The sequence below is a fragment of the Acinetobacter sp. SwsAc2 genome (genome assembly GCF_013391465.1).
GTDB classification, from domain to species: Bacteria; Pseudomonadota; Gammaproteobacteria; order Pseudomonadales; family Moraxellaceae; genus Acinetobacter; species Acinetobacter johnsonii.
Genome location: NZ_JACBEZ010000026.1, coordinates 40819 through 53666, shown reverse-complemented (window position 1 = coordinate 53666; position 12848 = coordinate 40819). Strand labels below are relative to the sequence as shown.

General features: G+C 41.8%; 15 protein-coding genes. 11 read left to right on the top strand and 4 right to left on the bottom strand.

Annotation, left to right across the window (positions count from 1 at the left end):
- Positions 1 to 122 precede the first annotated feature (122 nt).
- Together HYI04_RS12040 and HYI04_RS12035 are read right to left on the bottom strand one after the other, a co-directional pair.
- Positions 123 to 431: a hypothetical protein gene (locus HYI04_RS12040; RefSeq protein ID WP_178896199.1), complete on the bottom strand. Its 309-nt coding sequence runs from the start codon at positions 429 to 431 to the stop codon at positions 123 to 125.
- A gap of 180 nt (positions 432 to 611) precedes the next feature.
- Positions 612 to 1184 (bottom strand): hypothetical protein, encoded by a 573-nt coding sequence (locus HYI04_RS12035; protein ID WP_178896198.1) that lies wholly within the window; start codon positions 1182 to 1184, stop codon positions 612 to 614.
- Positions 1185 to 1405: 221 nt separating this feature from the next.
- On the opposite strand from HYI04_RS12035, the gene ybgC reads away from it, so the two are divergent.
- The 6 genes from ybgC (at position 1406) to pal (ending at position 6610) form a co-directional block, all read left to right on the top strand.
- Positions 1406 to 1813: a tol-pal system-associated acyl-CoA thioesterase gene (gene ybgC, locus HYI04_RS12030; RefSeq protein ID WP_004693869.1), complete on the top strand. Its 408-nt coding sequence runs from the start codon at positions 1406 to 1408 to the stop codon at positions 1811 to 1813.
- Positions 1814 to 1839: 26 nt separating this feature from the next.
- On the top strand, positions 1840 to 2538 hold the full coding sequence (tolQ, locus tag HYI04_RS12025; RefSeq protein WP_004693871.1) for a protein TolQ: 699 nt from the start codon (positions 1840 to 1842) through the stop codon (positions 2536 to 2538).
- Positions 2538 to 2990, top strand: a complete 453-nt coding sequence (gene tolR, locus HYI04_RS12020; protein ID WP_004693872.1) for a protein TolR — start codon at positions 2538 to 2540, stop codon at positions 2988 to 2990. Before tolQ ends, tolR begins: the two co-directional genes overlap by 1 nt.
- 3 nt (positions 2991 to 2993) lie before the next feature.
- Positions 2994 to 4346, top strand: coding sequence for a cell envelope integrity protein TolA (gene tolA, locus HYI04_RS12015; RefSeq protein ID WP_178896197.1), 1353 nt, complete (start codon positions 2994 to 2996; stop codon positions 4344 to 4346).
- 359 nt (positions 4347 to 4705) lie between these two features.
- Complete coding sequence (gene tolB / locus HYI04_RS12010) at positions 4706 to 5989, top strand: Tol-Pal system beta propeller repeat protein TolB (RefSeq protein ID WP_005399723.1); 1284 nt, start codon at positions 4706 to 4708, stop codon at positions 5987 to 5989.
- Between the two features lie 51 nt (positions 5990 to 6040).
- Complete coding sequence (pal, locus tag HYI04_RS12005) at positions 6041 to 6610, top strand: peptidoglycan-associated lipoprotein Pal (RefSeq protein WP_125281484.1); 570 nt, start codon at positions 6041 to 6043, stop codon at positions 6608 to 6610.
- Positions 6611 to 6669: 59 nt separating this feature from the next.
- Here pal and HYI04_RS12000 read toward each other — a convergent pair whose 3' ends face one another.
- Complete coding sequence (locus tag HYI04_RS12000) at positions 6670 to 6870, bottom strand: NF038105 family protein (protein WP_004980614.1); 201 nt, start codon at positions 6868 to 6870, stop codon at positions 6670 to 6672.
- Positions 6871 to 7051: 181 nt separating this feature from the next.
- Between HYI04_RS12000 and HYI04_RS11995 the strand changes: the two genes are divergently transcribed.
- From HYI04_RS11995 to HYI04_RS11975, 5 genes are all read left to right on the top strand, one after another.
- Positions 7052 to 8026: a class 1 fructose-bisphosphatase gene (locus HYI04_RS11995; protein ID WP_078389694.1), complete on the top strand. Its 975-nt coding sequence runs from the start codon at positions 7052 to 7054 to the stop codon at positions 8024 to 8026.
- A gap of 52 nt (positions 8027 to 8078) precedes the next feature.
- On the top strand, positions 8079 to 8855 hold the full coding sequence (locus HYI04_RS11990) for an RNA methyltransferase (RefSeq protein WP_178896196.1): 777 nt from the start codon (positions 8079 to 8081) through the stop codon (positions 8853 to 8855).
- A 161-nt stretch (positions 8856 to 9016) separates the two neighbouring features.
- On the top strand, positions 9017 to 9631 hold the full coding sequence (locus HYI04_RS11985) for an RNA polymerase sigma factor (protein ID WP_010326406.1): 615 nt from the start codon (positions 9017 to 9019) through the stop codon (positions 9629 to 9631).
- Positions 9628 to 9945 (top strand): hypothetical protein, encoded by a 318-nt coding sequence (locus HYI04_RS11980; protein ID WP_010326405.1) that lies wholly within the window; start codon positions 9628 to 9630, stop codon positions 9943 to 9945. Before HYI04_RS11985 ends, HYI04_RS11980 begins: the two co-directional genes overlap by 4 nt.
- A complete protein-coding gene (locus HYI04_RS11975; protein ID WP_010326404.1) occupies positions 9935 to 10339 on the top strand; it encodes a DUF3106 domain-containing protein in 405 nt (134 codons plus the stop codon). The genes HYI04_RS11980 and HYI04_RS11975 overlap by 11 nt, the downstream gene beginning before the upstream one ends.
- A gap of 76 nt (positions 10340 to 10415) precedes the next feature.
- Here the strand turns inward: HYI04_RS11975 and HYI04_RS11970 are convergent, their stop codons facing one another.
- Positions 10416 to 12836, bottom strand: a complete 2421-nt coding sequence (locus HYI04_RS11970; RefSeq protein WP_010326403.1) for a CSLREA domain-containing protein — start codon at positions 12834 to 12836, stop codon at positions 10416 to 10418.
- Between the last annotated feature and the right edge of the window lie 12 nt (positions 12837 to 12848).

Here is a 12848-nt window from a genome sequence, read left to right as displayed (position 1 = left end):
TGTATATAGAAATCGTCGTAAAAGATTAAACCTGCGGTTTAATTTACTTGCTGGCATATACAATTTAGATTGCGTGAAAGATAAACAATTAAATTGATTGAAAAATGATTTATGAAGGAAGTCTAATAATCGACTAAAACCAATCCATCGGTATAACGCATATCAAACCCAAAGGCCTGAATTTTAGATTGATAGGTCCGCGTCTTGCGTTTATATTTCTTACCTGTTACGAAACCTGAATTATCGTCATATTCAACCCAAGGCGCTTCTCTACCAAGGTTAACAGGCTTCCCTCCTAAATCGCCTACACTATAACGTGCGCCATATTGGTCGCGTGGTGTTATAAACTCTTGAGTTTCTAGTTCTTTATTAGAGTCACAAGCTATTAATATAAATGCGCTAAGAGTTATTCCTAAAAGCTTCTTTGCCATAAAACAACTTTCTCTTATTTTTTTATGTTAGTTAGTAAAGACTATGGACTTACCTTTTCCACTTCACTAAACAAGCTACATGTCTGATTTACATACTTCACCATGTCGAATATCGGAATTCAGAATATATCTCAATTGTGCAAGATACTTAAACTAGCCTTACTCTGAATCTTGTTCAATTTACATCACCCTCACCTCTTCGACCAGCATTAACTCACACGCCCCATTTCCTGTGTCTGTCCGACTCAGTGAACTGCGCCATGTCCAACCATCAGTCGATTTAACTTCAACCAGTTGCCCTTTTAAATAAACCATGTCGTCTACATCAATATCTGCAAGTTTTTGTGCAACAACTTTATTGGCTGGGATCAAATGCGTATTGGCACTACTCGAGGCAATGTCATTTACTGGAATGGGTGGATTGTTCTCATAACGCCAATAATACCAACGATTACTTTGTGTAATGGATAGTTGCTTATAGACCTCTGGCTTCGCCATCTCATTCCAGCCTAAAGCAAAATCCACAGGGCTTAGCTCTGCTTCACGGCCCATCCTATAGTTTTCACGCGCCAACACACGAAACTCTCCTGCATATGGTTCTAAGGAAGTAATTGTGTAGCCTTCAACGTGCTGTACATTTTCAATCGGTGAATATAACTCTAAACTTCTGCTTCCTTGCTCAGGCTTAAGCCAATATGTCCACAGCGCAAATGCCACAGCCAAAATAAGCAGCAGTTTAAAATAACCATTCATTCCCTTATCCTTATATTTTTATAGCCATACAGCGTTCAACTCCCCCAACAGTCATGAATCACAATATTTGACATCTTGTGCCATTGGAGTGAAATCTCATAATGCTAAACTGCGACGCATTAGTACTTTGACGTGCATCAATTTTAAGACCCTGTCCTTAAATATAAAAGCGCCAAGTCAATCTAAATCGACTCGTACAACTGGAAAAACGGAATACTCTCATGGCGAATAAATTTGAATTCAACATTCGTGTCTATATTGAAGATACTGATGCAGGTGGCATTGTTTACCATGCCAATCATATTCGCTTTATGGAGCGTACCCGTACTGAGTGGTTACGTGCTTCTGGTGTAGATCATTACTGGCATCAAAAAGACTATAACTTCGTTGTACACAAAATTAATGTGAAATATTCACGTCCAATTTTAATGGATGATTTAATTACTGTTACAGCAAGTGTTGTTTCGTGTAAGGCTACGTCATTTGTGTTGCAACAAAATATTTATCGTGGTGAAATCATGCTTGCATCTGGTGAGGTCGAATTGGCATGTATCAGTTCAGAAATGAAACCACGTCGACTTCCCGATGAAATCCGCGAACTGATTCTAAAAGAATTAGGACAAGACTAAAAAAATTATTGGCACATGTAGTAACTATGGCAACTCAACTCGAATCATCTCTTCAAGTTTCAGATCTAATATTACAAGCAAGCCCAGTCGTACAACTGGTAATGCTGGCTTTACTTTTGGCCTCGCTGTTTAGCTGGTATCTGATTGCCAAGTTACACATGAGTTATAAAAAAGCACAGGCAGACGATGACCATTTTCAAAAAATCTTTTGGTCGGGTGCTGAACTGAATACGCTATATAACAATGCGCAACTTAATTCCAAACGTGTCGGCCTTGAGGATATTTTTTATCAAGGTTTAGGCGAGTTTTTAAAACTAAAAAAACGCAATGCTGCTCCAGCACAAACCATTGAAGGCACAGAACGTATTTTACGCGTCGGTCTAAGTCGTGACCAAAGCCAACTTGAACAAGGCTTAGGTGCTTTGGCCAGCATTGGTTCTGTGGCCCCGTATGTTGGCTTATTTGGTACCGTTTGGGGCATCATGAATGCATTCATCGGTTTAGCAGACGTAGATCAAGTCACCCTTGCAACGGTTGCACCTGGTATTGCTGAAGCCCTCATTGCTACAGCGATTGGTTTATTTGCAGCGATTCCGGCAGTATTGGCATTTAACCATTACACCGGAAAAGGCGAAACGGTTTACTCCGATCGTGCTTTATTTGCAGAAGAAATGGTTGCGTTATTACAACGTCAGTCTTTGGGTGAAACTAAGGAACATGACTAATGGCAATTCAACGTTCAGGACGCTTCGAGCGCATTAAAAAACCACTAAAAAGTGAGATGAACGTCGTCCCATATATTGACGTCATGCTCGTATTATTAGTGATTTTTATGGTCACCGCACCCATGATTACCAGCGGCATCAATGTCGATCTTCCTCAGGCCAATGGCAACCCCATTGAATCAAAAGATGCACCTGCAATGGTCAGCTTAGATAAAGAAGGTCGCTATTTCCTTAAATATAAAACACACAGTTCAGCTGAACCTTTGGCTTTATCTGAATTGACCTCTATTTTAAGTGAAGCACAGCAACAAGCTCAGGCTGAAAATAAAACTTTAACCGTTGTTGTGGAAGGTGAACAGTCACGCTCTTATGGCGAAGTCATGTCGCTCATGAACAGCCTACAAGAAGCGGGTCTCAGCCAAGTTGGATTACTCACAGAGCCATTAAAGTAATTTATGAAAGATTTTAAAAAGCCACCGTTTAAACAAAAAGCCATCGCGCTTGGATTTACCTTTGGTATCCATGTGATTGCTGTTGTTGGCTTACTTTATCTTGGTATGAGTAAACCACCAGAGCCACCGAAGCAAATTAGAACTGTGCTCATCAAACCTGAGGACTTAAAGCCTGTTACGCTTGAAGAAACAGAGTTTACGGAAACAGCACATGAAAATGTAGCCAAAGAAATCACACAAACTGCTCCGCCAGTTGTAGAGCCTGCACCTGTTATCCCAACTGCACCACCTATAACACCCGTTGTGCCAAAGGTCGACGCTCAAAAGGCAGCAGCGGATGCTAAAGCTGCTGAAGCGGCAGCGCGTAAAGCTGAACTACAGCAGCAGATTCAGGCACGTGCAAAGGCTGAAGCTGAAAAACTACAAGCTCAGCAAGAACGTGCTGCTGCCCGTGCAGCGGAGCAAGCTAAAAATGCTGAGAAAGCCAAAGCAGATGCAGCGGCGAAAGCTGAAGCAGACACCAAACGCCGAGCAAACTTAGAAGCATTGAAAAAAGCAGAGGCAGTACAAAAAGCGAAGCTAGAGGCACAAAAGAAAGCAGATCTCGCTAAAAAGCAGCAACAAATTACTGATGCCAATAAGGCTAAAGTTGCGGCTGATGCAAAAGCCAAAGCAGATGCAGATAAAGCCAAGGCTGCCGCTGATGCAAAACGTAAAGCCGATGCGGACAAAGCGAAAGCCGCCGCTGATGCGAAAGCTAAAGCAGATGCCGATAAAGCCAAGGCAAATGCTGATGCGAAAGCTAAAGCAGATGCCGATAAAGCCAAGGCAAATGCTGATGCTAAAGCTAAAGCAGATGCTGCGAAGACCAAAGCTGACGCTGATGCCAAACGTAAAGCTGATGCGGATAAAGCTAAGGCAAATGCTGACGCAAAAGCCAAAGCTGATGCCGAAAAAGCCAAAGCCGCTGCTGATGCAAAACGTAAAGCCGATGCTGAAGCCAAAGAACGTGCGGCTGAAGAAGCACGTGCTTCATCTGCAAAACAAGCTGCCGAAGAAGCCGCACAAAAGAAAGCTGAAGCAAAGCAAATTGCTTCAACGGCAAAGCGCGACTTTGAAAATAAAATTAAGCGTGCTTGGGATACCCCAGCAGGTTCAACGGGTAAAACCGCGACTGCACGTGTCACGCTTTCAGATAGTGGAGCTGTACGTTCTGTGATCGTGAGCTCCAGTGACCCTGACATGAAAGCCAGCGTTGAAGCAGCTGTTCGTTCTGCGGCACCCTATCCAATGCCTTCAGATCCAGAAGCACGCAGGCAAGCACAAAGCTTTACCTCATCCTTTACTGCGAAATAACTCAAATCCCTCTGAACAGTCAGGGGGATTTTTCCAGCCATATTCACAGTATTTTTAAGTACTCAAATGAGTTATTTTAAATACGTTTAATCTGTTTTAGCTTTCAATAACAATCCGTGCAATATCTTTAATTTCAGTCGATATTTCACTCAATACAAGCAAATCGCCACTCCCCATTATCACACATATCTACCTACCCGTTTTTGCATTTACGTTTAAACGACTTAATTCTTACTCATTTTTCACAGTGTTATAACAGATCAGTCATAATTTCATGCTTTTAATATTAGAAAATCATGCCATTATGTAGAACAATTAAACCCACAATAAAAGCCGTTTGTTTGAGTAAATAACGAATGATGGAAATGACGCGTAAACACCTTCTTAGCCTAGCCATTTTAACTGCTTTCAGCCCAGTCTTAGTGACTCAAGCGCATGCTCAGCTTCATTTAGAAATTGCAAAAGCACCTGAAGAAGCGCCTAAAATTGCAATCGTACCTTTTAGCAATGACAGTAGCCTCTATCCTATTATAGAAACGGATTTAAACCGCTCAGGGAAATTTACCAGCGCTTCCAAAAATTTACCTGCAACGGCCAGCATGAATAATCCGAACGCAGCCAACTGGCAAGCAGCAGGTGTTCCATATGTCGTTACAGGAACAGTAAAAACCACTGAAAATGGTAGCTACGAGGTTCATTACCAACTGTATGATGTCCAAAAACAACAATATCTTTTAAATGAATTATTAACTGTTCCAGCATCACGCGTTCGTTCTGCTGCACACATGATTAGTGATGCCATTTATCAAGCATTAACGGGTATTCCTGGGGACTTTAGCGGTCGTATTGCTTATGTGCTACGTAATCCAGCCACACCAGAGCAACGCTATACACTACAAATCGCGGATACTGATGGTGAGCAACCACGTACAATTTTAACCTCACGCGATCCCATTTTATCGCCTGCTTGGACACCAGATGCCAAGAAAATTGCTTATGTTTCGTTTGAAACCAAACGCCCTGCAATTTATGTCCAAGACCTTTCCACAGGTGCTCGCGAAAAGCTTGCTAGCTTCCGTGGTCTAAATGGTGCACCAAGCTTCTCTCCTGACGGGAAAAGTATGTTGTTCACGGCTTCTATGCATGGCAACCCAGAAATTTACCAAATGAACTTGGAAACACGTCAACTGCAACGTATGACCAACGACAGCGCCATTGATACTGAAGCGCGTTATGCACCAGATGGTAAGTCATTTATCTTTACTTCTGACCGTGGCGGTTCTGCACAAATTTACCGTTATGACTTGGCAAATAGCAGTTATAACCGCCTGACCTTCCGTGGCGCATTCAATGCACGTGGTACGCTCAGTGCCGATGGCAAAAAGCTGGCACTGGTTCACCGTCCAAGTGGTAGTAACTATAAAGTCGCTATTCAAGATTTAAACTCAAGCGTCACTAATATTTTAACTCCAACCAGTTTAGATGAATCACCAAGTTTCTCACCAAATGGGCAGATGGTGGTCTATGCAACTCGTGAAGGTTCACGTGGTTTGTTGTCGATCATGTCACTGGATGGACGTTTCCGTATGAATTTACCAAGTGAACAAGGTGAAGTCCGTGAACCTGCTTGGGCACCCAAATAACTTTTTAATGACTAGTCATTTAATAATCATCAATTTTCATGGAGATGAAGAATGAAATCGATCAAACTTTTAGCCCTTCCAATCTTAGCGACTACTCTTGTCGTTACAGGATGTGCGAGCCGTAAACCTGCTGCAACAATTGAAGCAGGCCAAAACCCAAATGGTTCGACCACAGTCAATACTCAAGGTCTAAGTGAAGATGCTGCTTTAAATGCACAAAATCTTGCAGGTGCATCGGCAAAAGGCGTAACTGAAGCCAACAAAGCATTTTTAGCAAAACGCGTTGTACATTTTGACTATGACAGTAGCGACCTCAGCAATGATGATTACCAAACGCTACAAGCCCATGCGCAGTTCTTAATGGCAAATGCAAATTCGCGTGTGGCGTTAACAGGTCATACCGATGAGCGCGGTACACGTGAATACAATATGGCATTGGGTGAACGTCGTGCCAAAGCGGTTGAAAGTTTCTTAATCACCACAGGTGTGAGTCCGAACCAGCTTGAAGCAGTTAGTTACGGTAAAGAAATGCCAATCAATGCAGGCCATGACGAAAATGCATGGAAAGAAAACCGTCGCGTAGAAATTAACTACGAAGCAGTGCCACCACTTTTAAAATAATGCTGGTATCACAACTGAAATAAAAAAAGCGCTCCTTTCGATGAGCGCTTTTTTATGACTTAAACTTGTTCAGGCTTGGGATTTTCATCAGATTCTTCAGCATGTTGCATAGATTCAATCATGTCATGTTTATTGAACTTTTTATACTCAGCTTTTGCTTCGTAGTCTTGCCACGCTTTTTTCACGCTATCGTCTGAAATATCATCTAAGTTAATCCCTTCGCTCGGCGTTGGAGTCGCATCAAATTTTTGCGTTGTCATTGTTGTGCTCCTATTTTTACCTGATATTCCTTCCATCAACATAGCACTTTCCACAAGACTTGCAAGGGTAAAATCGCAGCAAATAGTCGAGTTTAATTGTTCTTTTGTCTCGTTCTCGACTAAAATATAGCGCAATGTTGATTTTGTTACGTATTCAAGTTTTAGTGGAGTCCTCCCCCTTATGTCATATCTCAATCTGTCCCAATTTTTACAACAACAAACGGGAAATCTTACGCCTGAATTGGCACAAGTGATTAGCACCATTGCTGCCACTTGCCAAACCATCGATCAAGCTTTACAAAAAGGTGCTTTAGCAGGTGTTTTAGGTAGCGCGCAGCATGAAAACGTGCAAGGTGAAGAACAGAAAAAATTAGATGTGATTTCAAATGATTATTTGATTGATGCTCTAAAAATCCACCCACAAGTTGGTGGTTTAGCGTCTGAAGAATTGGATGAATTCACACCAGCTCAAGAAAATGGCAAATATTTAGTTTTATTTGACCCTCTTGATGGTTCAAGCAACATCGACATCAATATGTGTGTGGGTACTATTTTCTCAATCTTGCCTGCAAAAAATGCAGTGACACAAGCTGAAGACTTTATGCAAGCAGGCAACCAGCAAGTTGCTGCAGGTTATGTGCTTTATGGCCCATCAACCATGTTGGCATTAACAGTCGGTGCAGGCACAGTATTCTTTACCTTTGACCCAGAAACTCAACAATTCTTGCTCACCTCTGAAAATATTCAAGTGGCAGCAGATACCAAAGAATACGCCATTAACTCATCAAACCAACGCCACTGGGAAAACCCAGTAAAACGTTATATTGAAGAACTTCTCGCAGGTAAAACAGGTCCACGTGAGAAAGACTTCAATATGCGTTGGGTGGCTTGTATGGTGGGCGACATTCACCGTATTCTTTGCCGTAGCGGGATTTTCATGTATCCATACGACCTCAAAGATCCGAAAAAAGCAGGTCGCCTACGTTTAATGTATGAAGCAAACCCTATGAGTATGCTAATTGAACAAGCTGGCGGTGCATCAACAACGGGTCGCGTTCGTATTTTAGACATCGAACCAACTGACCTACACCAACGTGTCCCTGTGATTATTGGCTCTAAAAACGAAGTCGATTTAGTGACCGGCTACCACAACTAATTTTTTTAAATGCGCATAGCCATCTGAAGCGTTATGCGCATGAGTCTCTCCCATGTCAATCGTTTTTCTTGAATCAAAAGACAACCCAAAGATTAAACATCTCCGTGGTTTAATAGAGCAAAGTAGCTACCGTAAAAAGCAAGGTCAAACTGTGCTTGAAGGGACACACTTAGGCTTAGCTTGGGTTGAAAAAAGGAAGAAACTCAATTCTATTTTCACCACTGAAAATGCACTCGAACACCCTGATATTTGCGATATTTTAGATGAATATGAGGGTGCTGTTTTTGTCATTGCTGAAAGCCTATATCGTGACTTAAGCACATTAGGGACCACTTTGCCCTTCCTGGCAGTTGTAGACTTACCAAGTTCAAGCCAAAGTGTAGACTTTAGCTTCGATACCTTGATTTTGGAAAACATTCAAGATCCAGGCAATGTAGGTACACTGCTCCGCTCTGCTGCAGCAGCGGGTATTAAGCAAGTTATTTGTACCAAAGGTTCTGCTGCACTCTGGTCACCACGTGTATTACGCGCAGGCATGGGTGCACACTTCTCACTCAACACCTATGAAAACGTTGCCATCGAAGATGTACTCGAACGCTTTGAAATTCCAGTGTATGTGACCAGCTCACATCAGGCCGAAAGTTTATATCAAAAAGATTTAACACAAGCTTGTGTCTGGATCTTAGGCAATGAAGGCCAAGGAGTTTCTGACTTTGCTTTGGCACATGCTCAAGCACTAAGCATCCCACAGCCTGGTGGCCAAGAATCTCTCAATGTCGCTATTGCGGGTTCAATCTGCTTTTTTGAAATGGTGCGTCAACGACTTTAAAATCGTTAAGTTATATTAACTAAAGTCGGCTCAGTAGAAAAAATAGATTACACTAGAAAAAATAATTACTTGTGTTGTCAACCAAACCATTATTTCCAACGTTATAGGCACATGATCGAGGAAATAATGGTGGGTATCCGATGACAGGATTTTCCATCTCTATGGATTTAGCACCCAAACAGTCTAAAACGCAGGATTCTAGTACTCTAAAGAGTACCGCCGAGTCTCGCCTAAAAAACTTCATGCAAGAAGTGACTGGTCGTGCGTTAGTAATGATGGAAACTGCCACCCAAAACCAGCAGGGTATCGCCATGGATTTGGTGCAAGAAGCTTTTATTTCATTACACAAATCTTATTCAGATCGATCTACGGAAGAATGGTATCCCCTGTTCTATACCATTTTAACCAATAAATTACAGGATTGGCGTCGTAAAGAAGCACGTCGAGCACAACCGTTTTCTTTCTTCAAAAAAGTCAGTCTTGATGATGACGATTTTGAAGTCAATGAGGTGGTCGATGAAAGAGCGCTGAATCCTTCAGACTTCTTAAGTCAAGCTGTCACTGCGGATGAAATTCAAGAAGCCATTGCTGGTCTTCCGGTTCGTCAGCAGCAAGCATTTATGTTACGTGCATGGGAAGGTTTTGATACTGCAACCACTGCGCAAATCATGAATTGCTCTGAAGGCAGCGTTAAAACTCATTACCACCGTGCGATTCAAGGCTTACGCAATGCTCTCGCACATTTGAATCCACATCTAGGAGGATCATCCGAATGAAAGATGATTTCTTAAAGCAAGTAACCTCCAAACTTGATGGGCTCGCGCAACACCACAAGAACAAACCCGTGGTGATGCAACATGTTCTTGATGACATTCAAGATCAAAAGTCCTCACGTTATGGCCTTTGGAAAATGTCTGGTTTTGCTTTAGCTGCGGCTATTGCTGGCTTTGTCGTACTTCCGAACTCTATAACCCTTGATGAAAAGCCACATAACCAAGTGGTTTCGACTCCTAAACTTTCACCTCAAATGGTTGAAGATTTAGAAATGTTATTGGTTTTAGGTGAGGACACTGTTCCACATGGCAGCTAAACGTGTCGCTTTCGCACTTTGCACGCTAGGTTTTTTACAAACCAGTTTTGCAGGTTTTGATCGTTTTTGGATTTTTTCTAAAGATGCAGATACCCAAGTGTCTGAAACATGGGAGTCGTTGTCTGAAGAAGAACAACGAGCGTTGATTCAACGTTACCAATCCCTTAAAGAACTGCCCGATGCGCAAAGTGCAGCCCTGCAACAACGTATGGACTGGTTTACTCAGTTACCTGAACAAGAAAAGCAAAAAATGCGTGACACTTGGCAACAGATGAGCACCCAAGAACGACGTGATTTACGTGTACGCATGCAAAAAGCAGATGCAGATGAACGTGTGAATATTCGAAATGAATATATCAACAAGTACATCCATAGCAACACTGCTACACATTAAGATGCCTAGTTGAATGTAAATACTTTAGAAACAGCCATAAAAAATGCCTCATGTGAGGCATTTTTTATGGCTACATTTATATTTTTCGTCGTTGTCTAAACCACGCTAATGACAACAATCCAAGCACCCCAAGGCCACTGATTGAGCCACCACCACCGCCACTCGCTTCCGTATTGGTATTTTTAGCGGTGTTCGTAAAATACATCATCGCAGATTTAGACTCTTCAGCCTCTGCATCATAGATCACATATTCAATTTCATAAGGGAATGGACTGAAATTATTGCGGACTTCGACTTCAATATTGCCGCCATAACATACATATTTTTCATATTCTCCCGGACAAGAACCTGTACGTTCTGGCTTAATATTAATGCCTGCATCCTGACGTACAATACGAATAGCAAGATCCTTTCCATTCGCATCACGGTGAAATGCTGGACGCTGATGTTCTGCCGCGACTGTACTAATCGGTCCATCACCATCATCACTATCATTTGCAAGTGGATTTACATTGAGTTTTAAAGTGCCACCATAATTCAGGGTGTATTCATCCGTTTTGGCAATAGGTTGTATATTGCTAAACTCCGCTTTTAGAATCCCCGAAGAACTTGCCTGCGTAGCCTTACTCTTTACACTATATTGGCAATACACATATTCCGTGCTTGTTGTAGGCTTACCATCGGTGCGATAAATCATGATTTGTTTTAAATCATCCTTCCACTCACAGCGTAAAGTTGGATCCGCTCTGAGTTTTGAGGTATCCAACACACCATCTTTGGCGCTGAGAACACCTACACCTAATACCTGAGTTTCAGTAATGGTATAATTCTCAGTGTTCATTTCTTTTAAAGCCGACGTTCCATCAGCAGTGTTGACCACAGCCTCATCTTGCAAGACAAACTGAAAGGGATCGACATAAATCGCTCGGTATTTTTGATGTAGTTTGGTTGCCGCTAAAAGCTCTTTATAACGCTTTAACTCTTCATTAAACTCGATCAAAAAGTCTGGATTGGTGTTTTTATCGGCGATTAATTCTTCCAATTCCTTAATATTATTCTCATACGCCTGAAGACGTTCTGCCTGCGAGGTATTTTTCAAATCAGCAATATCCGCTGCTGCTAAACGACGCAACTCAACCGATCCAATATCACAGCTGTTAGCTTCCGCAGGTGCTAACATCAATGTTCCGTCGACAATACGGTCTAGACCACGCTGGTCACTATCATTGCAGCTCAATTTACTGTTGGTATCTAGTAAATCAACTCCTCCACTATTCACTTTCGGAAAATACATTGGGCGGAATAAATTATATTTTGATGGCGAAGTTAAGGAACTGAGTAGACTTCCTATAGCCACATTTTTCACATCAATATTGGTATCTGTCGTACCATCGAGTATTCGTGCACTTGCTGCCAGTTCACACTGACTGGTTGCAGTATCAAACGCATTGTAACCTGCCGTCACACCGGCATCATATTTGTCGGATAGTGTCTGAGAACCGACATAGCGGCATGATGTATTTCCATTATATGCAAGTACATTGTAATACAACGACTTCGTACCGAAATCATCATAATCCAAAACGCTCGCGGCACTGTTTTCTACAATGGTGTTATTTGAAAATAAGAAACTACTTTCAAGACTCAGATTATGCTCTCGGGTATTAACGGCATACAAGATGCTCCCGTTTAGAGTATTCACAGTATTTTTTGCGATCGTATTATTCGCCATAGCAACTTTTGGGTTACCACAAAAATCGAATGTATTTAGATTCGATATCTGACCATTTGAAATAATACTATTCGCTCTAAACTCTATATTCGTTTTTACATCCAACAGCCCTGCATAACATTGCATTGCAAGCACACTACCTACAGTCGCTTGGTTACCTTGTAATACACTATTATTTACAGTCACCTGATGCTCACCAGAACCAACGAGATAGAGTGCTCCACCTTTTTTATCCGACTTTGAGTTTAGAATTTGTACATTATTTAAGGTTAATGCTCCACCGACCAGTAAAGCACCGCCTTCATCTGCCGAATAACCATTTTCTAGAATGACATTCTCTAGCGTCAAACTGGTCTTGGTAATGGTATTAAATAAACGTGACTTTCCACCCGCATCAATCCGTGAAGTCAGCTCACCTAGCGCTGGATACTTAAAAGTGATGGGATTTTTTTCACGATCTAAATAAGGGCTTTTCCCAAAAACCACCACTTTAGACTCGGGAACAATTTCCTTACTCAGCTTATACGTCCCGGCTGCTAACTGAATATAATCGGTTTGACCTGAACCCGTATTCCCAGCACTACAGCCGCCATAAGCCTTATTTAAACTGGCTGTTTTGATTGCCTCACGGAGTGAACATTGATTCATGTTCACATTATCTTCATCATCAAATGTGTTGACATGAATTGTTCTATCTTCTGCAGCCATTAATGTCATAGCAGCTACCACCATGACACCCAATAGTCCTTTTTTAAAGTGTTTCATGTTCGCCCTTTT

Excerpts from the sequence above, each read along its gene's own strand:
- HYI04_RS12035 (WP_178896198.1), bottom strand. The coding sequence starts at position 1,184 with ATGAATGGTTATTTTAAACTGCTGCTTATTTTGGCTGTGGCATTTGCG.
- HYI04_RS11970 (WP_010326403.1), bottom strand. The coding sequence starts at position 12,836 with ATGAAACACTTTAAAAAAGGACTATTGGGTGTCATGGTGGTAGCTGCT.
- ybgC (WP_004693869.1), top strand. The coding sequence starts at position 1,406 with ATGGCGAATAAATTTGAATTCAACATTCGTGTCTATATTGAAGATACT.
- HYI04_RS11975 (WP_010326404.1), top strand. The coding sequence starts at position 9,935 with ATGGCAGCTAAACGTGTCGCTTTCGCACTTTGCACGCTAGGTTTTTTA.
- HYI04_RS11995 (WP_078389694.1), top strand. The coding sequence starts at position 7,052 with ATGTCATATCTCAATCTGTCCCAATTTTTACAACAACAAACGGGAAAT.
- tolA (WP_178896197.1), top strand. The coding sequence starts at position 2,994 with ATGAAAGATTTTAAAAAGCCACCGTTTAAACAAAAAGCCATCGCGCTT.
- HYI04_RS11990 (WP_178896196.1), top strand. The coding sequence starts at position 8,079 with ATGTCAATCGTTTTTCTTGAATCAAAAGACAACCCAAAGATTAAACAT.
- HYI04_RS12000 (WP_004980614.1), bottom strand. The coding sequence starts at position 6,870 with ATGACAACGCAAAAATTTGATGCGACTCCAACGCCGAGCGAAGGGATT.
- pal (WP_125281484.1), top strand. The coding sequence starts at position 6,041 with ATGAAATCGATCAAACTTTTAGCCCTTCCAATCTTAGCGACTACTCTT.
- tolQ (WP_004693871.1), top strand. The coding sequence starts at position 1,840 with ATGGCAACTCAACTCGAATCATCTCTTCAAGTTTCAGATCTAATATTA.
- tolB (WP_005399723.1), top strand. The coding sequence starts at position 4,706 with ATGGAAATGACGCGTAAACACCTTCTTAGCCTAGCCATTTTAACTGCT.
- HYI04_RS12040 (WP_178896199.1), bottom strand. The coding sequence starts at position 431 with ATGGCAAAGAAGCTTTTAGGAATAACTCTTAGCGCATTTATATTAATA.
- tolR (WP_004693872.1), top strand. The coding sequence starts at position 2,538 with ATGGCAATTCAACGTTCAGGACGCTTCGAGCGCATTAAAAAACCACTA.
- HYI04_RS11985 (WP_010326406.1), top strand. The coding sequence starts at position 9,017 with ATGGATTTAGCACCCAAACAGTCTAAAACGCAGGATTCTAGTACTCTA.
- HYI04_RS11980 (WP_010326405.1), top strand. The coding sequence starts at position 9,628 with ATGAAAGATGATTTCTTAAAGCAAGTAACCTCCAAACTTGATGGGCTC.